Here is a 23655-nt window from a genome sequence, read left to right on the forward strand (position 1 = left end):
GCGTCAGTAATTCCTCTTGTTTTGGCATCAATGTGCGCCGCTAAACCCAATATGCGACGTTGAAACCGGTTATTGGGGCAGCGCCTCAGAATTTCAACAGTCCCTGAAGCCAAAATCCGGCATCCGCTAACCTGTTCGTGGGGGACCATTATCGTCTAGACTTCGAGGAGACCGGCGGAGGTCCGGCGCCCAGACCCCGCACCCGACCGCTCAGCCCGATTAACCAAGCCCCTTGAGGCTTTTTCTGCGACTGCCCTAGACTCTCTAAGCGGAGCCACTGCATGTTTCCCATCATCGGCTATATCGTCGTCGTCGGCGGCATCCTCGGCGGTTATCTTGGATCGGGCGGACACATCGGTATCCTGATCCAGCCTTTCGAGATGATCATCATCTTCGGCGGCGCGCTGGGAGCCTTCATCGTTTCCAATAGTCCCAAGGTCCTCAAGGCCACGGCCGGCGGTCTCGGCAACGTCTTCAAGAGTTCCAAGTACAACAAGGAGTTCTACCTGGAAACGCTGACCCTGCTGAGCAAGATTTTCGTCAAGATGCGCCAGAACGGCCTGCTCTCCATCGAAGGCGACATCGAAAGCCCGGAGCAGAGCGAGTTGTTCAAATCGGCGCCCAAGGTCCTGGCGGACCACCACGCCGTGGAATTCATCACCGACTACCTGCGCCTCATGTCCAGCGGCAGCCTGGATGTGCACCAGATCGACAACCTCATGGACATCGACATCGACACCCACCACGAGGAAGGATATCTGCCGGTCTCGGCTCTGTCGAAACTCGCGGACGGCATGCCCGCTTTCGGCATCGTGGCGGCGGTGATGGGCGTGGTGCATACCATGGAGTCCCTGGACAAACCGCAGGAGGTCTTGGGCGCTCTGATCGCCGCCGCTCTCGTGGGCACCTTCCTGGGCATCCTGATTTCTTACGGCTTCATCGCCCCCCTGGCGGGCAATCTGGAACAGAAGCTGGGAGAGTCGACCAAGTATTACCAGAGCATCAAGGCCGCCCTGATCGCCACCATGAATGGCTATGCGCCGCCCACGGCGGTGGAGTTCGCGCGCAAGGTCATGTTCTCCACCGAACGGCCGCACTTCGCGGAACTGGAAGAACACATCAAAGCCAACAAGTGAGCGGCGCCTTGAGGCCCTGACCCGATGAGCGAACAAACCCCGATCATCATCAAGAAAGTCAAGAAAGGCGGCCACGGCCATCATGGCGGCGCCTGGAAGCTGGCCTACGCGGATTTCGTGACGGCCATGATGGCCTTCTTCCTGCTGATGTGGTTGCTGGGCAGCGTCGACCAGGCCAAGCTGCAGGGCATCGCCGAGTACTTCAAAGACCCGTGGAAGCCCGCGATGCAGGGCGGCCAGGCCGCCGGCGACCGCACCAGCATCATCAAGGGCGGCGGCGAGGACCTGACCCAGTCCGAGGGACAGGTCAAGCTCACCAATCAAGGCAAGGAAGAGCAGGTTGCCGAAAGCGGGGAAACCGACAGCACCGACACCCTGGAAAAGGACATGGAGCACCTGAAGGCGTTGGAGGAAAAAATCGAGAAACTGATCGAAACCAACCCGGTGCTGCAGCAGTTCAAAAGTCAGCTCAAGATCGACATCACCGCCGAGGGCTTGCGCATCCAGATCGTGGACGAGGAAAAACGTCCGATGTTCGGCACCGCCAGCGCGCGCATGGAACCCTATGCCTCGCAAATCATCGACCAGATCGCGCCGGTGGTGAATGAATTGCCCAACCGCATCACCGTGACCGGCCACACCGATGCCAAGCCCTTCCCCGGTTCGGGCCAGGGTTACACCAATTGGGAACTCTCCGCCGACCGGGCCAATTCCGCGCGCAAGGAACTGGTGCGCGGCGGCCTCAAGCCGGAAAAAATGATGCGGGTCGTCGGTCTGGCATCCAGCGTGCCTTTGCACCCGGATAATCCGGACGACCCCACCAATCGGCGCATTTCCATCATCGTCATGAACAAGCAGACGGAAGAGGCCATCATGAGCGGCGCCAGCCTCGACGTCTCGCAGCAGAACCCGCTGGAAAAAGAGGCTGTTCCGGAATCCAAGACCGGCCTACCCATCCGTAAGCCGCCGGCGGCTCCGATTCAGCCCATCCAACCAATACAGCCCATTCCGCCCGCCCATTAAAGCGGCGCCGGGTCTCGTGCCGATATGGCTCAGGGCGCTGGCGGCGCAGATCATCGCCCTGATTCCGGCGCTGGCCGCCATGCAGTTCGCCGGCCCGCCCGGCTGGCCCTGGACTTTCGTGCTGTTGCAGAGCCTGGCCGCCGCCATGGCGGCACCGCTGCTGGGCCTGCCGCGCTGGTGGATACCGATCCAGGCGGCTTTCCTGCCAGCCCTTGCTGTCCTGTTACGGCTTCAACTGCCTCCCGTCATATACCTTGCGGGCTTCGTACTGCTATGGCTGGTTTTCCGCAGCAATACGCGAGAGCGGGTTCCGCTGTATTTGAGCAACCGGGCCACCTGGGAAGCCCTTGACCAGTTTGTAGAAGACTACGCATCACCCAGCTTTCTGGACCTGGGCAGCGGCCTCGGCGGCACCTTGCGCCATCTGGCCCAGCGTCATCCCGGCGGGCGCTTTAATGGCGTCGAATCGGCGCCCCTGCCCTTTCTCATCAGCCGGTTACGGCTTTTGCGATTGGACAACGCCCACGTCCGTCTGGGCGATTTATGGCGTGAAGATCTGGGACGGTTCAACCTGGTCTACGCCTTCCTGTCCCCGGAGCCCATGCCGGCCTTATGGCGGAAAGCCCTGGCGGAAATGCGGGAGGGGGCGCTTTTCGTGAGCAACAGCTTTGCCGTGCCCGATACGGCCCCGACGCAGGTCCTGACCTTGAACGACAAGCGCGGGACGCGCCTGTTCATATACAGGATGGGAGCCAGTGCGACGCAGGCTGCGCCCCGTTTTCAGAATAAATAGGGATGCAGGGCGTTGAAGCCCGGCACCTTGGCCTTGGGCTTGAACTCGGGCACCGTCCAGGGTTCGGACGTCTGGCCTGCGAGATACTGCGCCAGCCACAAGGCCTGGGATCGGACCGGGGTCACATAGGCATACAGACGGCCGCCCTGGCACTCGGCCACGTCGCCGATGGCAAAGACATGAGGATCCGTGGTGCGCAGACACTCATCCACCAGAATGCCGCGCCCGGTGGCCAGCCCCGCCACCTTGGCCAGTTCCGTGCGCGGCTGGAAACCGCAGGCCACGACGATGCCGTGGAAGCCGGATTCTTCGCCGCCCGCCAGTTTCACAGCCAGTCCGTCGGCGCTTTCGGCGAACCCTTGTACCGCCTGATCCAGCAGTACGCGTACGCCAAGGCCCTGCTCCATAACCGCCCGTAGGCGAACGGAGTCATCCTCGACCAGTTGCCGCTCCATCAAACGCGGCAAGGCGTGAAACAGAGTGACGTTATCGCCCGCCTTGGCCAGGTCGGCGGCCACTTCGCAGCCGATGAGCCCACCGCCGATCACCGCCCAGCGGACACCACCATGGCGCTCCCGGATCTTCCGCCTGAGGGCGCGTAGCCGCACCAGATCGTCCAGGCTGTTCAGCGTATCGAACAGGCTGGATTGAGAGCGGAATGGCGGTGGCACGAAAGCCGCCGACCCCAGCGCCAGCACCAAGGTCTCGTAAGGCAACTCCGCCTCTCCGCCCGGTTGACGGTAACGCAGTCGCCGCTGACCAAGGTCCAGGCTCATGACCTCGGCCTGGGCGCGCACATCGATTCCGGACTCCTGCAAGGCCGCAAAGGACTTCAGGACGATCTTGGTCTCGATGTCCTCGCGGGTGAACCCGTGGGACAGCAAAGGGCGCGAATAATAGCCCCGGTCTTCCCGGGTCAGCAGGGTCACCCGGGCGTCCGGCACCCGCTTGCGCAACTCCTCCGCGAGGGTCACCCCAGCGATGCCGGAACCGACGATAAGGGTATTCACAGCGGCACCGCTTCAGGACACCATCAGCTCGAAATCGCCCTTGCTGGCCCCGCAGTCCGGACAGGACCAATCCTCAGGCACATCCTCCCAGCGGGTGCCCGGCGCCAATCCGGCCTCGGGCTCACCCAGCTCCTCGTCGTAGATGTACCCGCAAACCACACACACATATTTCTTGAATTCAGACATGAGTCGCTTCCTGGATCGTCAAGCCATTGCTTTCGCCGCGGCAAAAATCTCCTCGGCGTCGAAAACCTGATCATTACGCTCGAACAGCCGCGCGATGCATGCGCGGTGCAGCGCGAGCTTGAGGGTACCAAAACCAATGGCGCCCCACACGATCTTGCCGTTACGCTCAGCGCCACGGTCCATCATGTCGGTGCCACCGATGCCGAGCGGCGGCGTCGCGTTGGCGTCGGCGATGAGTTGGATGTCCGGGTTATCCTGCCAATGCTCCGGGTCCAGCAATTGCACACCGGCGGCCCCCGTGGCGAAGACGATCTGCGCCCCGGCGATGGCCGCGCCGCGTGCGGCATTGTCGAAAGCCTCCACCGGCTTCAGGTCCACGCCGAAGCGCGCCTTCATCTCGGCGCAAGCCCTTTCGGCACGCGCCATCTGGCGTGAGGTGAGCGCGACCTCGGCGCCTTCCTTGGCCAACATGACGGCGGCGCGCTGCCCTACCGGGCCGGTGCCGGCCAGCACCACGGCGCGCTTTCCGGCGATGACCCCGGACGAAGCCAGCTTGGCCACGCCTGCCGCTGCCGTGGTGTTGCTGCCGTTGCTGTCCAGCATCACAGACACTCGAAAATCCGCAAAAAACTTGCGCTTCACCGCCTTCAGCAATTCCTGCCCTGCGCTCAAGTCGCTACCGCCAATGAAAATGGCGGTGTTCTTCTTGTCCTTCGGGGCCCTGGTGAAGATCGCCCCCTCCACCAATGCACCCACGTTTTCAGGCGTCAAGCCGCCGTGACCAATCACGTGATCGGCACCGCCGTCATAGGCCACCACGGTATCGAACACCGACGGATGCGGATCAGTGTCGAACTGAAACAACAGCTTTTTCATCAAGATTCCTGTACTAGGAGCGAGCCAGCCCGTGGCCCGTGCCGGGGAACAAAAGTTGCGAACTCCGTGCGGCGAGATGCCGCCCGCTCGCCCGTGCTTTATAATCGAGGTCCTTAGTTTACGCATTCGCCGTCCAAATTTGGAGACCGCAGCATGATCAACGACACGTCGATTCAGCACTTCCTGGACGAATTGGCGAGCAAGGCGCCAACGCCAGGTGGCGGAAGTGCGGCGGCCATCATCGGCGCCATGGGGGCCGGCCTGGTCAGCATGGTCTGCAACCTGACCCTCGGCAAGAAGGGCTACGAGGCGGTGGAAGCCGATATGCGCGCCACCCTGGATGCCTCGGAGAGCCTGCGCGCTCGACTCAGCGACACCGTCCGCGCCGATGTGGAGGCCTTCGACCGGGTGATGGGCGCTTACCGGCTGCCCAAGGAGACAGATGCCGACAAGCAGGCTCGCAGCGAGGCCATTCAGGCCGCGCTAAAGGCCGCCACGGATGTCCCACTGGCCTGTGCGAAAGATTGCGCGGAATTGATCCAGCTCAGTCGGACCGCCGCCGAAAAGGGCAACCGCAACGTGATCAGCGACGCCGGCGTGGCGGTCCTGGCCGCCTACGCCGCCCTCAAGAGCGCGGCACTCAATGTCTACGTCAACACCAGCGGCATCAAGGACGAAGCCTTCGCCCAAGAGCGCATCAGCGAACTGAATGCCATACTTACGGGAGCGGAAGTATCCACCGAAGAAATCTACCAAGAGGTCAAGAACAAACTGTGACCATACCGAGCAGCCAGGGAGACGCCCGTAGCCTGGGTGAGGGCATGCCAATGGACTCACACCCGCCTGCCGGGTTCGCCGCCGCCGAACATGCCGACGCGGCGGGCGACTACCGCGATCTGCTCCTGAGCGGCCTGCAAACCCCAACCGTGGCGCGTATCAACCTGGCCGCCCTGCGCCAGAACATCGAGGTGATTCGCTCCTATATAGCGCCCCAAGTTCAACTGCTCGCCATGATCAAGGCCAATGCCTACGGTCACGGCATGCTCGCCGTCGCCCGCGAGGCCGAGGCCGCCGGGGTCGGCTACTTCGGCATCGCCCGCATCGAGGAAGGCATCGAATTGCGCCGGGCTGGTTTCCAGCAGCGCGTCCTGCTGCTGGAACTGGCGGCGGGAGAACGCGCTGTCGCGGCCATTCGGCTGGATCTGGAAATCACCGTCGCCTCCCTGGATCAGGCCGTGGTGCTAAGCGACCTGGCCGGGCGCCTGGGCCTGACCGCCAGAATCCACGTGGAGGTGGATACCGGCATGGGCCGCATCGGCGTCCATCACCGGGAGGCCGCACAGACAGTTCGGGACATTACCCGCCTGCCGAATCTGGAACTGGCCGGCGTGTTCAGCCATTTCGCCAGCTCCGACGACCCTGACCAGGCCTTTGCCCGCGAGCAGTTGCAGCGCTTCAATGCCGTGCTGGGTGAACTGGAGCGTCTTGGAGTGAGGGTGCCGCTGCGGCACTTTGCCAACAGCGGCGCCGTGATGACCCTGCCCGAGGCCCACTTCGACCTGGTGCGCGTCGGCATCATGCTATACGGCTATGCCCCGAGCGGCAGCCTGAAGGCGGACGGGCTCGCTCCGGTCATGTCGTTGCAATCCCAGGTCAGTTATCTGAAATCCGTAGAGGGTGGCACGCCCATCTCCTACGACCGGCGCTACATCGCCCCGCGGAAGACGCGCATCGCCACCGTGCTTGCGGGCTATGGCGACGGCTACTCGCGCTCCCTGACCAACAACGCCGAAGTACTGATCCGCGGTCGGCGCTACCCCGTGGTCGGCACCATCTGCATGGACATGATCATGGTGGATGTGGGCCCGGACAGCGACGTGAGCCTGGGCGATTCGGTCACCCTGATCGGCCAGGAAGGCAACGAGCGCATCACCGCCTGGGAACTGGCTCGCCGCCAGGGCACCATTCCCTACGAGATCACCTGCCAGATCGCCGAGCGCGTCCCGCGCGTGGTCCTCAGTCAGACAGTCCCTCGCACTCCCCCTATTGTCTGATACCATGGGGCGTGGGTCATCGCGCAGGGCAGCGAGATACGAACTCGAGCACCCCATGTCTCGGTTGGCGCCGACAGTTTCTCCCATCGCATCCTTAATTCCAGTGAATCCGTATGTCCGTGAGAAAAGTTAGAGTCTACCCGCTGTCTGATGGCCAGTTTACATCTCAAATATATGCCGGTCTCTTTGACCTGGCGCATACTGGCGAAATTGAGCTGGAGTTTACATCGCGCCCAAAAATAAAGATTTCCGAACGTCGAGACTGGGGCTCAAAAACAAATCACCGCCTTGTATATCTTGAATTAATGGAGAGAGACAGAGAACCCATCAAGATATGCTACGACATGCTCGATGGACCGGCCATTATTTCCATGAATGGCATAGAACTGTGCGATGTTTATTTCAAGCGAAGCTATCTACCCAGTTATCTGGACATGAACCTGGACATGTCAGAACTTTATGCTCACTATGAAGGCTGGCAGACAGAACACCCAGAGTGGAAATCGAAAATTCTTCCATATGGCCTTAACTGCCCTTGCAGAAGTGAATTCGAGTTCGCTGGCCTTAGGCGATACTTAGTATTTCTGGCGGCAACGAAAGCATACCGGGAGAACCCAATAAGAATTGCAAAGGTATTGATTAAAAAAACCTTGGCCAGTGCCCGGAAGAATATCACGTCTGGCCCCATTGAAGTGATGCCCACGGTAGCCAGCGAACCCCTCATCCTTTTCCAAACCAGAGTATTTAACCCTCGCGACCACGTTTTCTCCGATGAGATCGTTGAACTCAATAAGGCGCGAGTCGAAACGATAGAAGCCTTAAGACAGTCTTTCGGCGACCAATTCATCGGCGGGCTTATGCCCGATGATTTTGCAAGAAAACATTATCCAGGCTTGATTACCAGCCACGGATCGTCTCGCAAAGAGTATCTTGAACTGGTTCGGCGCTGCCAGGTAGTCGTCTTCACGCGCGGGATACGACAGTCGATCGGCTGGCGGTTTCCGGAATACCTGGCTGCATCGCGCTGCATCGTTACTGAGCCACTGCTGTATCATCTCCCCACACCCTTGTTGGATGGCGTCAACTTTCTCTCCTTTAAGTCCCCGGAGCAGTGCATCATATCCTGCAGAAAGCTGTTGAATGACCCGGATTTAGCGCAGAATATGCGCGCCGCCAATTTCAATTATTACGAAGATAACGTCAAACCCGCAGCGCTAGTGCGCAGAACGCTAGACGCCGCTTCCGCGCACATGCAAGCGAAGTAAGCTGCTGTCAGCGCTCCTTCGGGTGGTACGCAAGCCTGACCGCCACATTGCGGTTTGAAAAACTGCTACTAAGCTCTTAGGCCGAATCGAGCCCGCGCCCCGCTTACCCATGGCTGCGGCATCCTCCTTCCGTCCCCGGAGCACCATCATGAAAGCTTTGACGATTTTGAGCGCTGGACTCATGGCAGCCGTTTGCCTCAACGCGCCTTCGGCAAACGCCATTACCCTGAAAGGCCAAATGCCGGGCAACTACACCCTGGTCAGCGTCGACGAGGACGGGAAGGCCGCCACTGGTAGCGGGACTCTGAACCTCGCGATTTCCAGCGGAAATCTCCGCCTTTATGCCATTGACGAACGCGGCAGCCTGGGAGGCCCCGTGATTCTGGCGGTCAAGCGCGGCAACCAGTACTACACCTACAAGCAGGCGACCAAGAAGCGCAAGTGCGACTCCAGCAAGGCTACGCTGGTTCTGGGAATCGCGGCGGGAACTTCCGGTGCGAAGCTGAACCTGGGCACCATCGCCGTCGAAGCGACGAACGGCGTTGCCTACGCAGGCAAGTTGTTGAACAAGAAATTCCTGGACAAACAGGGCACGACCGCCCTCGCAAACACGGGATCCTGCCTGCCTGAAGGGACAAGCAATACGCTGGGGCTCAAGGTGGCGAGCGCCGGTGCGGCGCCAGTCTTGGCCGCCGCCCCGAGCGCCGCGGACGAGAGCGACTCCCCCGGAAAAGACAAGGACAAGGATGGACTGGTGGATGCCCTGGACATCGACAAGGACGGCGACGGCATCCTCAACCCCTACGACTCTGACAGCGCAAGCAGCCCGACCGATGGCACCAGCAGTTTCCGGGTATTTTCCAACCTGAAACTGGAGATCGAAAACAGCCTGAACCAGTATGTGCGGAGTTTGACCGCCGCCGATCTGGATAAGGCCATCGCCAACGCCAGCCTGGCCATTCAGGTGGCAGGCAGTGACTCAGACACGGTGGAACTCAACTGCTTCGGCCTCAGCTACTGCAGCAAGGGCGGTACCGGCACGGTTGGAGAAGGGGGCGCCGGCAAGGCGTTCCCGGACGACTTCGACAGCGACGGCGATGGCTTTGGGACCATCACGCGCGGCAGTACCAATGACTTCCAACTTCGCCCCAATGCCTTCTCCATCAGCGCCATCAAAGGCGGCGACACCTATGTCGAAATCCTCACGGACAGCTCGGGCGCAGTCCGAGAGATTCCAGGCATGCTGAACTTCATCTTCAGCACCACGCCCGCGATCGCCAGCATCACGATGGGCTCGGAAACCAAAGGGGTCAGCTATCCCCCTAGCGAAGGCACCATGAACAGCCCCTTCGTGGCGCCTGCCGGTTGGGACGGCAAATTGACGCTGGCCGCCTACCGGCCTCAGCGCGTGGGCATCAAGGCGGCAGGCGAAGGCGATTTCGTCGACATCGGCCGTTCCACCATCACCATCGATATTCCCAATGCCCCCTGCACCAACACGCCCGGGAGCGGCTGCGTGTCCGACCGCGGCCCCGGCAACTGCAAGCCTGAAACCTACAGCAACCTCAGCGGCGACCTGAGCATGCCGAGCGGCACCGGACCCAGCGGCGATGGCATTAAGGATACCCGCGGCGACCAGGACACAGATACTGCCAACCCAACCGCCAACCAGGTGAGCTTCACTGTCGATCTCGATCAGTGCCTCGGTGACATAAGCTGGGAATCGGGCCAGGTGCTCGCGGTGGACCTGCAGTTCAAGAACAGCGCGGGCGACAACGCGGCCCAGAAATTCCGCATCAAGAAACCTTAGCGGCACAGAGCCTGCGTCAGACCTAAAGCGCCTGGCGTAGGCGCTGCAAGTTCTCCCGCTGTTCAGGGCTGGGATCGAGCCCCTGGGCGCGGCGAATGGCCGCCGCCGCCCGCTCCGGGCTTTCCAGCAGCAGGGCATAGTACGCGTCCAGAATCCAGACGTCCGCCATGCGCGAAGACTCGCGTTTGAGCGTCTCCAGCAGGGCCTCCGTCTCCTCGCGCTGCGTCTCGTAGCGCCCGCTGTTTAGCAAATGCTGCAGACGTCCGAGCAACAGCACCGGCTGATGCCCGGCGCCACGGCTGCTGAATTCGTAGACGCGGTCATTCTCCGCGTCCGAGGACACCGCCACGGCGCTGTTTGCCGTCCAGAAGGTCAGGGTCGTGTACAACTGCATACGCATGCGGCGGTCCCAGGGATTGAGCCGGCAGGCCTCCTGATTAGCCGCGAACGCCGCCCTCGGATCGCTGCCCATCAAGTCCGCTACCTGGCCGAACAACCGATTGGACTGGTCGAACCGGAGCATGCCGACCAGCAGCAAGACACCCGCAGCCAGAGCTCCCAATCGCCCCGCGATCCAAAGCGGCCCCGAAACCAAATCCCTTCCCGCCGCGCTCGCCTGGCATTCCTCCCGGCGGGACAGCATGGCAGCAGCCAGCACCAGAAGGAGCGCGGTTGCAGGATTCTGCAGGGGAAATTCGATCAGGCCAATGAGCAGTCCGACGCACAGCGCCGTCCCTCCCAGCGCGGCGTGCCGGTCGCGTCTGCGCATGCCCTGCCTCAGCATGAACCAGCCAAAGCCTCCCAGGATGCCGAGGCCGACCAGTCCGTATTCCGCAAGCAGTTGCAGCAGTTCATTGTGGGCAGCGCCGGCCTTCACCATCTTGTTAGACAGCAGTATGTCCGCATGCTCGAAGTACCTCAGGTGCCACTCCTTATAGAGCGGATACAAGGCATCGAAACTCCCGGCGCCGTGCCCAAACAGGGGCGCGTCCCACCACAGTCTCAGCGTATTGACGATCAAGGCCACGCGCGGCCGGACCGATTCCACGAAAAGGGCATGGGCCGAATCCGCGTGCAGCCCTGCCCATACAAGAGCAGCCGCCACAGCCACGATTCCAGTTCCGTTCAAGACGAGCAGGCTGCGCATCCGCAAGCGCCGCCAGATGAATCCCTCTATGGCCAGAATCAGCATGCCCAGCAGCACCAGCCATTCGATCCGACTGGGGTTGAATACAGCCAAGTCCAGCAACTCAAGACATACAATCAGGGCGACAGGTAGTTTCAGCCAGGGGTTGTATTCAGCCAGAATCAGAGCCGCTAGAAACGGGAGCGAAATGAGCTGGAACTCTGTGAGAAAGTTCTCGTTGGCGAATCCCGCCCAGTTGGCCCACCCGCTGATGGCGAAAAGCATGACCACCGCGTTGGCAACGCCCACCGACCACAGGCTGAGGCGCAGCAAGGAATCGCTCGCACGATGGCGAAAATAAAGAAAGGGACCGGCCAACAGCAGCCACTTGACCCAGACCAGCACACCGCCTGCCGAATCCGCCGACCAGGCGAGCGAAACGCCGGCGTAAGCGATGAACGCCAGCAGCCAGGCGTCCAGCCGGTCCGGCACACGCCGCCAGGCTACCGGCCAGATCAGAAGTTCCAACAGGATGACCCAATTGCAGGCCCCCAGAAACACCCATTTGAACTCATTGGGGTTTGCGTAGGCATTGCTGAAGGAGCACAGCGCAAGCACGATGAAGGCGGCCAACATCGCCCGAAGGAACAATCGAACGCCGGGAAACGAGGCCGGCAATGGCTCACTCATGCTGGGGTATGCTCCTGGGTCTCTTGCATGGAGTGCCGGTTGCGAGAATGCTGCACCAACGGCTCTCGACAAGCCAAAGGCTTCAGTTTACGGTACGGGTCTAAACCAAGCCAACCCGGTGCTGCGCCCTCTTCGGGCGCTTCAGGCCGACTGGCGCGGACTGCCTCATGTGGAGGAAAAACGATGCCCTACCGTCTGAGCCCGTGGAAACTGGTCTTCGGCGGCCTCGGCCTGGCCGCCGCCGTGGTCGCCTATCTTTTGGTGTTCGCACAGGAAGGTGACGCCGACTGGGAAGCTTTCAAGGCAGCCCATCACTGCCAAAGTGTCGGCGCTCAGGCCGGCAATAATCAGGGAGGATGGCGCTGTGACGATGGTGAAGTCCATTATCGCTGGCGCCAGCAAAAGTGAGCGACCGCAACCGCGGCGCGGACGCCCGAATTCTCCGATAACCGGATCCCCATGACCTCCACCCGTATCACATGCCTGATCGTGCTCATCATGCTGACGCTGTTCGGCCTGGGTCCGATGCCCATCACCAGCCTGGTGGGCATCTATGTGGTCCTGGTCCGGCCACGCTGGTTCAAAGACCTGGTCGAGCGGATCTACAAGGGCACCTGAACGTACAGGCCCGACCGTGGCTCGACTCCTAAGGCTGGCGCATTTTTGTTATAGTGCGCCGGAGACATAACCACACAAAAAAGGGGGCGTTCATGGAGTCACAGGCTTTCAAACTCTTTCTGGCTTTCCTCGCAGTCATGGCGGTGGGTTTTGGCATCGTCGCCACCACCAAGGAAACCCCTCAGGAAAAGATGCAGGGGGCGTTCCTGCAAACCTCCAGCCTGCTCAGCAATCTCGCGCTGGACAAATGCACGGCCGCGGTTAAACAGGAAGTGGGGGCACAGCCCTATACGCCGAGTGAATCCAACAGCGACCACATGACCTACGTGCACCTGACCTGGAGCAATGTGGGTAGCGCCAAGCACGCGGAGTGCCGTTACATCATGGATCAGGGTATCACCCTGCTGAAAATCGACGACCGCACTGTCATCGAGAAGACCTTGAGCCAGACCTCGACCGGCGAGAAGCCCAAGGGCGAACATCACTGAGCAACGCAAGGAGACAGCCGGCGGACACCGTCTGTCTCCAGTCCCATCCCGTTCGCGCCCAGCCTTCGGCTCACTCCGGTTTTTGACCGCCACTGTCCAGATCGCGCGACCATGGGCAGCGCCTCATCGCAAATCCTGCCCGGCTGACTACACCATTTCGCCGGACACCTGCCATACTTCGCCCTGCCTCCCCGTCATGTGATGCGTGGCGCGCCTCGCTGCGTAGAGTAAGCCGCAAACGGTCCGCAACCTTGTGCAAACCATGGCTGGGAAGCACTATCAAGCAGATTCGCATGGACAATCCCAAACTCCAGGCATGGAAGACCGATCGTGAGAGCAAATCAGATCAGACAGGCGCTGCCCCCAGCCGTAGGAACCAATTTACCCGTGAGGGATCTCTGATCGTCAGGAGCCATCGGGCGCAACCGTCCAGCTAGCTAATACCGACCATCGCCGTCCATGTTAGATGAACTTACACATCAGGGCTTCTGAGCGGAGAGCGGGATGGATCTGATCGCCTGGAATGAGCGCTACCGCACCGGTATCGATATCGTCGACCGTCAGCATCAGGGCCTGTTCCAACTCCTCAATGAATACGCAACGTCGCTCACCCGTGTGGACGCGAATCCGGTGGACGAGCCCAAGAGAGTGCTGGACCGGTTGATCGACTATGCCGTCGTGCACTTCAGGACCGAAGAGTCGCTCATGGGGGAAGCTGGCGTGGATGCACGTCACGTTGACATGCACGCCCGGAGCCACCAGGCCTTCAGCGAATATCTCGGCGCCCTGAAGGGCCAGACCCATGGCGATGAATTTAGTCGCGCCGAGGATTTGATCCGGTTCCTGGTGAATTGGCTGACGTCCCACGTCCTAGGGGAAGATCAAGCCATGGGTCGGCAACTGCAAGACATTGCCAAAGGCCAATGCCCCGCCGACGCGTACGCGGCGCTGTCCGACCCCGGCGAGACCCCGGCCCAGCTCGCGCTCACCACCTCGCTGTCCGAACTGTTTGGCCAGCTGCTGCAACAGTACCGGCAATTGCACGCAGCCAACCAACGTCTGCTGCAATTGCAGCAGGAACTGAGTCGCACGGAGCGGCAATACCGCAACTTCATCGAATCCACCAGCGACGGCGTCTGGATGATCGATGCCGAGGGATTCACCCGTTATGTCAACCCCCGGATGGCAACGATGCTCGGGTACACACCCGAGGAAATGGTCGGCGTGCACCTGCTCGACTTCGCTCATCAACGCGACCGCGAAATGGTCATGGAAAAGCTCAAGGCACGGCAGGCCGGCTTCTCCGAGCAGCATGACTTCTGCTTTCGCCGAAAGGACGGGTCAGACCTGTGGACCATCGTAACGACCAACCCGCTGTTCGAACAAAACGACAGCTATGCGGGCGCCCTTGGGGTAATAACCGATATTTCCGCGCGGCGCGAGGCGGAACAGGCGCTTATAGAAAGCGAGCGGACCTATCGCAGCGTTCTGGCCTCCACCAAGGACGGTTTCATCCTCTGCGACACCGACGGCCGTATCCTCGAAGTCAACGATGCCTATTGCCAGAATTCCGGATACATCCGCGACGAACTGCTGGCCATGACAATCTTCGACCTGGAAGCCAGTGAGTCCCATACTGAAACCTCGAGGCACCAGCAGTTAATCGCTGAGCGCGGCGAAGACCTGTTCGAAAGCCTCCACCGGCGCAAGGATGGCTCTGTGTGGCCGGTCGAACTCAGCATCACCTTCTGGCCCGAAGCTGGCGGGCGCTTTTACGCGTTCGCCCGAGACGTGTTCAGTCGCAAGCGCTCAGAATTCCTAACCCGCTTCAGGGCCGATTTGGCTCAACGCGCCCTTACCGCATCCTTGGACGGGTTGATGCAATGGGTTCTGGATAACGTGGAGATCTATACCGGCAGCCAAATCGGTTTCTTCCATTTTGTTGATCCCGATCAGGAGAACCTGACACTTCAAGCCTGGTCGAGCAATACCGTAAAAAACATGTGCAAGGCCGAGGGCAAGGGCCAGCACTATCCCGTCAGCCAGGCCGGGGTATGGGCGGATTGCCTGCGGCAACGCCGTGCGGTGGTGCATGATGACTATGCCTCGCTGCCCCACAGGAAAGGCCTACCCGAAGGTCACGCGCCGGTGATCCGTCAACTGACCGTTCCGGTATTGAACGGGGCGTTGGTGACCGCGATCCTGGGCGTCGGCAACAAGCGCGAGCCCTATTCCCAGGACGATATCGAGATCGCCCAGGAACTGGCCAGCATGGCCATGGATATCGTGGAAAAAAAACGCAATGACGAGCGCCTGCACCAAGCTGCCGTGCTGTTCGCCAATACACAGGAAGGCCTGATCATAACCGACGCCGACCAGCACATCATCATGGTCAATCAGGCCTTCCAGAAAATTACCGGTTATGAAGAAAAGCAGGTGCTGGGCAAGACGCCGCGCTTGCTGAAGTCTGGCCGGCACGGCCCCGACTTCTATCGCAGCATGTGGAATCAGATCCAGGAGCAAGGCTTCTGGTCCGGCGAAATCTGGAACCGGCGCGCCGGGGGGGCAGTCTACCCGGAGTGGCTTACCATCAACGCGGTGAAGGATTCATCGGGCAAGGTCAGCCATTATGTCAGCGCCTTCTCCGATATTACCTTCCTCAAGGAAGACGAAGCCCGCATCCTGCATCTGGCGATGTACGATCCACTGACCGAGTTGCCCAACCGCCGGCTATTGACGGACCGACTGAGCCAGGCGCTCGCGGCCACCTCGCGCACCGACGCGCACGGTGCCGTCATGTTCATCGACCTCGACAACTTCAAGGCCCTCAATGACACCATGGGGCACGAGGCGGGCGATCAGTTGCTGATTGAGGTGGCTCAACGCCTCCAGGCTTGCGCGCGCAAAACGGACACAGTGGCGCGGCTGGGCGGCGACGAATTCGTACTGATGCTGAAAACCCTCAGCGCGGACGAGATGCAGGCGGTGGCACAGGCCCAGACGATCGCGGAAAAAGTGCTCGCGCGGATCAATCAGCCCGTCTCGCTCGGCGAAAAGGAAGTGGTCATCTCGCCCAGTATCGGCATCTGCCTATTCCCTGCCCAGGCGCAAACCGTGGAAGATCTGCTCAAGCGCGCCGATCTCGCCATGTATCGCGCCAAGGAGTCGGGACGCAACACCTTCTATTTCTTTGAACCGGTCATGCAGGCGGCGGCGGAACGCCGCGTGCGCCTGGAAGCGGAATTGCGTCGGGCAATCGCCAAGACCGAATTCGTGCTGCATTATCAACCCCAGGTCAATCGCGAGTTGCGCATCGTTGCCGCCGAAGCCCTGCTCCGATGGGCGCACCCGCAGCGGGGATTGGTGCCGCCGGCGGAATTCCTGTCGGTCGCCGAGGAGGCGGCGCTTATTCTGCCCCTCGGGCGACATGTGCTGGAGAGCGCCTGCCTTCAGCTGCGCCAATGGCAGGCCACGCCCGGTGCCGACTCACTAAGTCTGGCCGTCAACGTGAGCGTCCGGCAATTCCTGGACAAGACCTTCGTGCATGATGTCCGGCATGCCTTGAATGTCACGGGCGCCGATCCGGGAAAGTTGATCCTGGAGCTCACCGAAAACCTGCTGATCCACGATGCCAGGGAAGCGCGCGACAAGATGCGAACGTTACAGGAACTCGGGATCACCTTCTCCATCGACGATTTCGGCACCGGTTACTCGTCTCTGCGCTATCTGAACGAACTGCCATTCTCCCAGCTCAAGATCGACCGTTCCTTTGTCGCCAACGTGCTGCAAAACGGCAAAGATGCCGTGCTGGTCAAAACCATCATCAGCATGGGCAGGCAACTCAATTTGAGCATTCTGGCGGAAGGCGTGGAAAATCAGGATCAGGCCGCGTTCCTGTTCGCCCAGGAATGCGATGCCTTCCAGGGCTATTATTTCGGTTACCCGGTGCCAGCGGAAGAACTGATCGCCCCTGTGCTCCGATGAAGCGAACCACAGGCAGCACAAGGCAACAACCGCCTAAGGCCCCGGATAGCCCCAGGCTTGAGGGACGCTGCGGGCGGGACCTATGCAGTGTCCCGTAGGAAAAAGTCGCGGGTTCTTGATAAACTGAAACATCTGTTTACGCTAGGGTGATTTGATGAAGCATTGTTCGCTGAGCGGCGACGGCGCGATACACGAAGCCGATCTGCACACGAGAGCCGCCGAGAACGGCCAGGAAGCGACGGAATGTCAGGGCGGCGGCTGCGGACCGGCGGTCGAATTTTCAGCCAGCATCCGCTCCTGTGAGGGTGATGAAGTGTTCCGGGTCCATGCCCAGTACGAGAACGTGCCGGACGCGCTGGACAGCTTTGCCGCGCTGGATCACCTGGTGTGGCAAGTGCGCAATTTTCAGGATAACAGCTAGCCGATCCGGAGCCTCAGGGGGCGTGAAAAATCGTAGCGCGCGGCCCAAGGGCAAGGAGCCCGGAGCGCAGGAACCGCAGTGTACGTGGGGTACATGAGGACTCCGAGCAACGCGCGACGCAGCAATCGGGACGCGCAGTAGATTTTTTGACCGCCTCTCAGGTCCGCTCCAGAGCCCCGTGGACGATGATATCGTTGTCCAAGGCATGGTAATGGCACTTGTCGATGCATAGCAGCGGTCGGTCCACAGACTGGCAGGGCTCGCTGACGGCCTTGACGCCGCCGATGAGTTTGGGCGTCACCGTGATGACACAGTAATCCACCAGGCGGTCACGAAGGAAGCAGTTGATGACCGCGCCGCCACCCTCCACCATGATGCTGCGCAGCCCCATGCCCCGCAGCACCTGCAGGGTGGCGCGCAAATCCACCATTCCGTGTTCGTTCTTTCCCGTCACCACGACCTGCGCGCCGCGTTCCGACAATTCGGCCATCCGTTCCGGCGGCGCTTCCTCGGTGGTAATGATGATGGGCTTGCCGCCATCCCCACTAAGAAGCCTCGCATCGAGCGGGAAGCGCAGGGTCTTGTCCAACACCACAGCCCGTGGCGCCGGGCCAAATTCACCCACCGGAGGCAGTTGCGGATCGTCGCTGAGGACCGTATTGATGCCCAGCAGCAGGGCGTCATGCCGCGCACGCAGGAAATCGGTCAAGCGCACGGCGCGCTCGGAGCGCAGTTCGTCACCGCAACCGGCGTCCAGCGCAATGCTGCCATCCAGGCTCTGGGCATAGGCCAGGGTCACGAAGGGGGCGGCCGACTCCGACTGCCGGTGCGCCTCCAGCCGATCCAACAGAGGCTCGATGAACACGAACTCGGTGGATTCCTCGGCGTTCATGCGCAAGGAAAGCAGGTGCTGCATCTTGCGCGCCTTGGTGCGGAGGTACCCCTCGTTCTCGGCATTGAACGGGATCTCGATGGGAATGCGCTCGGTGACATCCACCCCCAGTTCGCGCAGCTCGCCGATCTTGCGCGGATTATTGGTGATCAGGCGCACGGAATGCACCTTCAAATCCTTCAGGATGGCCGCGGCAATGCCGTAGTCGCGTTCGTCTTCCCGGTGACCCAGGCGCAAATTCGCCTCCACCGTATCGAGCCCCTGGTCTTGCAGGTTGTAGGCCTGCAGTTTCTTTAGCAGGCCGATGCCACGCCCTTCCTGGCGCAGGTAGAGAAGAACGCCGCACTCGCTGCCGCCGATGATGGCCAGCGCCCGGTCCAACTGATCGCCGCAGTCGCAGCGCATGGAGCCGAACACGTCGCCGGTGAGACACTCGGAATGAACCCGCACCGGCACGTCCAACGCGCCTTCCACATCGCCCTTCACCAGCGCCAGATGCTCCTTGTTGTCCGGCCGGTTCTCGTAGTAGTAGAGCATGAACTCGCCGTGGCGCGTGGGAATTCGCGTGCGCACCACGTTGCGCACCATGGGCTGGCCGGAGGACGATTGCTGGCTGGTGGATCGCTGGGTCATGGAGTCTACTGTGAAAATCGCGCCGGAAAGGGCTCGGCGGGCTCGATGCCTAATATAGCCTGCCGCCGCACCAGGCAAGCACCTATTTTACCTGGGATTGACCCGTGACTGGACGAATTCCGCATTTCAGCGGCGTCCGCCGGTATTGCGGGATTGGTCCGGGACTTGCAGTTCACCGAGGGCAGAGGCCGGCGCGGCGCCACCTTTCGGAGCGAAGGGGCGACGCCGCGACAGCCGGGATAACAAGAAATGCCGCTTACGCGGCCGGGGCACAAGAGGGCGGGCATGGCGTTGCAATGCACCAAGAAGGATCGGACGCACTTTTTTAACGCAGCAATGGCTGGCACCCTATAGCCCCTACGCGCACGATCCGAGGATACCTTCCATGACCTATTGCCTGGCCATCAAGCTCGACGAGGGCCTGGTTCTCGCCTCCGACTCGAGAACCAATGCTGGCGTTGATTACGCGAGCGTTTACAGCAAGATGTACCGATTCGACCTGCACCAGGACCGCTTCATGGTCCTGCTGTCCGCGGGCAACCTGGCCACCACTCAAGCGGTGGTGAACCAACTGCGGCGCGATCTGGAGAACCCGGCGTCTATGATGAACCTGAATACCGCACCTTATCTCTTCGATGCCGCGACGTACGTGGGCAACGTCAGTGTGAGCGCGCAACAGAGCCACTCCCTGGCCATGCAGCGCAGCGGCATCAGCACGGAGGCCAGCTTCATCCTGGGAGGGCAGATTCAGGGGCAGCCGCCGGAAATCTTCCTGATCTATCCCCAGGGCAATGCCATTACCCCGTCCCTGGACACGCCCTATCTGCAGATTGGCGAGACCAAGTACGGCAAGCCGGTCCTGGTACGCACCATGGCGGCGGGCCTGTCCCTCGAAGATGCCGCGCGCTGCGCCCTGGTGTCCCTGGATTCCACCATGAAGAGCAATATCTCCGTGGGACCGCCGCTGGAATTGATGATTTACCGGACGGATTCGTTTCAGGTTGGGCATTACCTCAACTTTGACGTGTCCAGCACGTTCTACAACGATATGCGCAATCAATGGTGCGAAGGCATCCGCAGCGCCTTCGACCGCCTGCCGCGCTTCGACTGGGAAGTGCCGCCGGGCGTGGAAGCGGTTAATTGATGGCCGGGCCGGTCGCGGTGACGCGGCGCGAGCTGGCAGTGGGATCAACTTGGCGCACGCACCAGATTTGGCCAGCGTGCCACCTATTGGAGCAATGAGCATTGGCAATCCATGTCGGCATAGACCACATCACCACCTACCGCTATGACCGGGATGTCAGGCTCTCGCCGCAACTGATCCGGCTGCGGCCGGCCCCGCATACGCGCACGCCCGTCCACGATTACAAGCTGCTGGTGGAGCCCGAGGAGCACCGGCTGTACTGGCAGCAGGACCCCTTCGGCAATTTGCTGGCGCGGGCCGTCTTTCCCGAACCGGTGCGGCACCTTAGGGTCGCCGTGCACCTGGTGGCGGAACTGACCGTGATTAACCCCTTCGACTTCTTCGTGGAGAAGTACGCGGACAACTACCCCTTCCGCTACGACGCCCTCCTGCGCAAGGAACTCGAACCCTATTTCGAGATCACCGAACAGGGCCCGCTGCTGCGGCGCTGGCTGGCATCCGTCTCGCGCAAGCCGCAGCCCATCGTCGATTTCCTGGTGGGCCTGAACCAGCGCCTGCAGCAGGACATCAATTACAGCATCCGCCTCGACCCCGGCATCCAGACCTGCGAACAAACCCTGGGCAAGGCGCTGGGTTCCTGCCGGGACAGCGGCTGGCTGCTGGTGCAGATCCTGCGCCATCTCGGTTTGGCGGCGCGCTTTGTCTCCGGCTACCTGGTTCAGCTTACGGCAGACCAGAAAGCCCTGGACGGTCCCTCCGGTCCCGAGGAGGATTTCACCGACCTTCATGCCTGGACCGAGGTGTACATCCCGGGCGCCGGCTGGGTCGGCCTGGACCCCACCTCCGGCCTGTTCGCCGGCGAGGGCCATATTCCCCTTTCCTGCACGCCGGACCCAGTCAGCGCGGCCCCCATCACCGGGTTTTCCGACCCCTGCGAGGTGGAGTTCGAATACAGCAACACCGTGCGCCGGGTGCTGGAAGACCCGCGGGTCACCAAGCCCTTCACCGACGAGCAGTGGCTGGACATCCAGCGTCTCGGGCGCAGCCTGGATCAGGAACTCCAGGCCCTGGACATCCGCCTGACCATGGGCGGCGAACCCACCTTCGTCTCCGTGGACGACATGGAGAGCGCGCAGTGGAACACCGACGCCCTCGGCACCCACAAGCGGGAGCGCGCCGGACACCTGTTGAAACGGCTCAAGGCCAGCTTCGCGCCGGGCGGTCTGCTGCACTACGGGCAGGGCAAATGGTATCCGGGTGAACCGTTGCCGCGCTGGGCTCTGGGCTGCTTCTGGCGGAATGATGGCCAGGCTTTGTGGCGCGACGAGAATCTGATCGCCGACGAGCAGCGCGACTATGGCCACACCGAGCGGGATTCCCAGCGCTTCGGCGAGGCGCTGGCGCGCCGCCTGGGACTGGCAGAAGGACATCTGCTGCCCGGCTACGAGGATTGGATCTATTACCTCTGGCGCGAGTCCTGCCAGCCCGAGAACTACAATCCGGTCGCCATTCCCTGGGCGCCGCAATACCGCGACGATCTCAGCCTGGCCCTGTCGCGCGGCCTGGACCGCGCCGTCGGCCATGCCCTGCCCCTAGGCTGGGATTGGAACGGTGGCCGCTGGCGATCCGGCGACTGGGTGTTCAGCCGCGACCGCATGTATCTCTCGCCGGGCAGCTCACCCATGGGGTTGCGCCTGCCCATTTCGCAACTGCCCTGGGCCATGGAAGTTGAGCAGGAAGTGGTGGAATACCTGCAGCCGCCCAGGCCCACCGGCGTCACCTGGACCTCCGAGCCGATGCCGCCACCGGAGCGCCCCCTCCCGCTGAGCGCCGATGCCCAGCCCGAAGAGATCCGGCGCCGCTACCGGCAATGGGTGGGCGTGCCGCACACGGCGCTCTGCATCGAGGCGCGCGGCGGCCGCCTGCATGTGTTCATGCCGCCCATCGCCGTCCTGGAGCACTACCAATCCCTGCTGTCGGCGGTGGAGGCCACGGCGGCGGAGTTGGCCATTCCCGTCATCGTGGAAGGATACGAGCCGCCGCAGGACCACAGGCTCAGCTTCCTCAAGGTGACGCCCGACCCGGGGGTGATCGAAGTCAACATCCACCCCGCGTCCAATTGGGAGGAACTGGAGGAGAACACCGTCCAGTTGTACGAAGACGCCCGCCTCTCGCGCCTGGGCACCGAAAAGTTCATGCTGGATGGACGCCACACCGGCACCGGCGGCGGCAACCATGTCACCCTGGGCGGCAGGACGCCGGCTGACAGCCCGTTCCTGCGCCGGCCCGATTTGCTGCGTTCGCTCATCACCTACTGGCAGCACCATCCATCCCTGTCCTATCTTTTCTCGGGCCTGTTCGTGGGCCCCACATCCCAGGCGCCACGCGTCGATGAGCAGGGAAGCCGGGTGCTGGACGAGTTGGAAGTCAGCTTTTCCGAACTGGAACAGCGCCAGGAGCCCTGGGTGGTTGACCGGGTTCTGCGCAACTTCCTGGTGGACCTGACCGGCAACACCCACCGCGCCGAGTTTTCCATCGACAAGCTGTTCTCTCCCGACTCCAGCGCCGGGCGCCAGGGGTTGCTTGAGTTCCGCGGGTTCGAGATGCCGCCCCACGCACGCATGAGCCTGGCGCAGATGCTGTTGCTGCGGACCATGGTGGTTCATTTCTGGAAGCAGCCCTACCGCCACCCGCTGGTACCCTGGGGCACGGCCCTGCACGACCGTTTTACCCTGCCCCACTATGTGTGGAGCGATTTCCTCCAGGTCCTCGAGGAGCTCCGCGCGGCGGGCTATCCCCTGCGCCCGGAATGGTACGAGGCCTTCCTGGAATTTCGCTTCCCGGTGTTCGGACGCGTGGATTACCAGGGCGTGCATCTGGAACTGCGCATGGGCCTGGAACCCTGGCTGGTGCTGGGAGAAGAGACAGTCACCCACCGCCAGGCGCGGGTGGTGGACTCCTCCGTGGAGAAACTGCAGGTCACCGCCCGCGGGCTGGATGCGGAGCGCTTCCTGGTCACTTGCAATGGGCGGCGATTACCCCTCAAGTCGACGGGTCAGGGGGGCGAATACGTGGCCGGCGTGCGTTACAAGGCATGGAAGTCCGCCTTCGGCCTGCATCCCACCGTAGAGGTGCACGCTCCCCTGGTGTTCGATCTGATCGACCGCAAGCTCGGACGCTCCATCGGCGGCTGTGTCTATCACGTCGCCCACCCCGGCGGCCTGGCCTACGACAGCTTCCCCATCAATGCCTACGAAGCCGAGGCACGCCGCATCTCGCGCTTCTGGGACTGGGGCCATACCCGTGGCAACACGCCGGCGCCGGCCTGGGCGCAGGCCCTGCACGACACGCGGATCGCCACGGATGGGGATCTGTTGCGGGACCCTCCGCCGGAGCGGGAAAACACCTTCTTTCCGCATACCCTGGACCTGCGCCGCCTGGAACCGACTTGAATCCGGATCCGGCCGGCGGCGGCAGGCTGAAGTCCACACGTCTTCCGCCCGACC

19 protein-coding genes are annotated in these 23655 nt (G+C 61.8%); 14 read left to right on the plus strand and 5 right to left on the minus strand.

The features are described 5' to 3' along the window. Positions 1-281 precede the first annotated feature (281 nt). From motA to EK23_RS03245, 3 genes are read left to right on the plus strand one after another with little or no spacing between them, the layout of a single operon-like run. Entirely contained in the window at positions 282-1136 is an 855-nt protein-coding gene (motA, locus tag EK23_RS03235) for a flagellar motor stator protein MotA (protein ID WP_045223768.1), read from the plus strand. 24 nt (positions 1137-1160) lie between these two features. Then, the gene (motB, locus tag EK23_RS03240; RefSeq protein ID WP_045223769.1) at positions 1161-2159 is read left to right on the plus strand and encodes a flagellar motor protein MotB; all 999 of its coding nucleotides are present in this window, start codon (positions 1161-1163) and stop codon (positions 2157-2159) included. A gap of 16 nt (positions 2160-2175) precedes the next feature. Then, a complete protein-coding gene (locus EK23_RS03245) occupies positions 2176-2952 on the plus strand; it encodes a class I SAM-dependent methyltransferase (RefSeq protein WP_045223770.1) in 777 nt (258 codons plus the stop codon). On the opposite strand, the gene EK23_RS03250 is transcribed toward EK23_RS03245, so the two are convergent. The 3 genes from EK23_RS03250 to EK23_RS03260 are packed head-to-tail and all read right to left on the minus strand — an operon-like array spanning position 2940 to position 5024. Continuing rightward, complete coding sequence (locus EK23_RS03250) at positions 2940-3962, minus strand: NAD(P)/FAD-dependent oxidoreductase (protein ID WP_045223771.1); 1023 nt, start codon at positions 3960-3962, stop codon at positions 2940-2942. The two genes, EK23_RS03245 and EK23_RS03250, sit on opposite strands and share 13 nt — an antisense overlap. Before the next feature lie 12 nt (positions 3963-3974). Then, positions 3975-4148 carry a rubredoxin gene (locus EK23_RS03255; protein WP_045223772.1) on the minus strand — a complete coding sequence of 58 codons (174 nt, stop codon included), beginning with the start codon at positions 4146-4148 and terminating at the stop codon, positions 3975-3977. A gap of 18 nt (positions 4149-4166) precedes the next feature. Then, on the minus strand, positions 4167-5024 hold the full coding sequence (locus EK23_RS03260; protein ID WP_045223773.1) for an NADP-dependent methylenetetrahydromethanopterin/methylenetetrahydrofolate dehydrogenase: 858 nt from the start codon (positions 5022-5024) through the stop codon (positions 4167-4169). A gap of 153 nt (positions 5025-5177) precedes the next feature. Between EK23_RS03260 and fchA the strand changes: the two genes are divergently transcribed. The 4 genes from fchA to EK23_RS03280 all read left to right on the plus strand — a co-directional run bounded on the left by fchA (position 5178) and on the right by EK23_RS03280 (position 10153). Then, a complete protein-coding gene (gene fchA, locus EK23_RS03265; RefSeq protein WP_045223774.1) occupies positions 5178-5801 on the plus strand; it encodes a methenyltetrahydrofolate cyclohydrolase in 624 nt (207 codons plus the stop codon). A 44-nt stretch (positions 5802-5845) separates the two neighbouring features. Next, entirely contained in the window at positions 5846-7078 is a 1233-nt protein-coding gene (gene alr, locus EK23_RS03270) for an alanine racemase (protein WP_082053883.1), read from the plus strand. Between the two features lie 113 nt (positions 7079-7191). Next, the gene (locus EK23_RS21450; RefSeq protein WP_145998542.1) at positions 7192-8343 is read left to right on the plus strand and encodes a hypothetical protein; all 1152 of its coding nucleotides are present in this window, start codon (positions 7192-7194) and stop codon (positions 8341-8343) included. Between the two features lie 148 nt (positions 8344-8491). Beyond that, positions 8492-10153, plus strand: a complete 1662-nt coding sequence (locus tag EK23_RS03280; protein WP_145998543.1) for a hypothetical protein — start codon at positions 8492-8494, stop codon at positions 10151-10153. A 22-nt stretch (positions 10154-10175) separates the two neighbouring features. Here EK23_RS03280 and EK23_RS03285 read toward each other — a convergent pair whose 3' ends face one another. Further along, the gene (locus EK23_RS03285) at positions 10176-11969 is read right to left on the minus strand and encodes an O-antigen ligase family protein (protein WP_082053884.1); all 1794 of its coding nucleotides are present in this window, start codon (positions 11967-11969) and stop codon (positions 10176-10178) included. Positions 11970-12152: 183 nt separating this feature from the next. Between EK23_RS03285 and EK23_RS03290 the strand changes: the two genes are divergently transcribed. From EK23_RS03290 to EK23_RS03305, 5 genes are all read left to right on the plus strand, one after another. Next, on the plus strand, positions 12153-12377 hold the full coding sequence (locus EK23_RS03290) for a hypothetical protein (protein ID WP_045223777.1): 225 nt from the start codon (positions 12153-12155) through the stop codon (positions 12375-12377). Between the two features lie 51 nt (positions 12378-12428). Further along, positions 12429-12587, plus strand: a complete 159-nt coding sequence (locus EK23_RS23875) for a hypothetical protein (RefSeq protein ID WP_200892059.1) — start codon at positions 12429-12431, stop codon at positions 12585-12587. A gap of 92 nt (positions 12588-12679) precedes the next feature. Next, positions 12680-13075 (plus strand): hypothetical protein, encoded by a 396-nt coding sequence (locus EK23_RS03295; protein WP_052807874.1) that lies wholly within the window; start codon positions 12680-12682, stop codon positions 13073-13075. Between the two features lie 504 nt (positions 13076-13579). Next, positions 13580-17059, plus strand: a complete 3480-nt coding sequence (locus EK23_RS03300) for a bacteriohemerythrin (protein WP_052807875.1) — start codon at positions 13580-13582, stop codon at positions 17057-17059. Between the two features lie 154 nt (positions 17060-17213). Then, the gene (locus EK23_RS03305; RefSeq protein WP_045223778.1) at positions 17214-17480 is read left to right on the plus strand and encodes a hypothetical protein; all 267 of its coding nucleotides are present in this window, start codon (positions 17214-17216) and stop codon (positions 17478-17480) included. A gap of 157 nt (positions 17481-17637) precedes the next feature. On the opposite strand, the gene ribA is transcribed toward EK23_RS03305, so the two are convergent. Next, positions 17638-19005 carry a GTP cyclohydrolase II gene (ribA, locus tag EK23_RS24555; protein ID WP_082053885.1) on the minus strand — a complete coding sequence of 456 codons (1368 nt, stop codon included), beginning with the start codon at positions 19003-19005 and terminating at the stop codon, positions 17638-17640. Between the two features lie 385 nt (positions 19006-19390). Here ribA and EK23_RS03315 point away from each other — a divergent pair, with 385 nt between their 5' ends. Then, a complete protein-coding gene (locus tag EK23_RS03315) occupies positions 19391-20149 on the plus strand; it encodes a proteasome-type protease (RefSeq protein ID WP_045223779.1) in 759 nt (252 codons plus the stop codon). A 101-nt stretch (positions 20150-20250) separates the two neighbouring features. Then, entirely contained in the window at positions 20251-23601 is a 3351-nt protein-coding gene (locus tag EK23_RS03320) for a transglutaminase family protein (RefSeq protein WP_045223780.1), read from the plus strand. The last annotated feature ends 54 nt before the right edge of the window (positions 23602-23655 follow it).

It is taken from the genome of Methyloterricola oryzae, from assembly GCF_000934725.1.
GTDB classification, from domain to species: Bacteria; Pseudomonadota; Gammaproteobacteria; order Methylococcales; family Methylococcaceae; genus Methyloterricola; species Methyloterricola oryzae.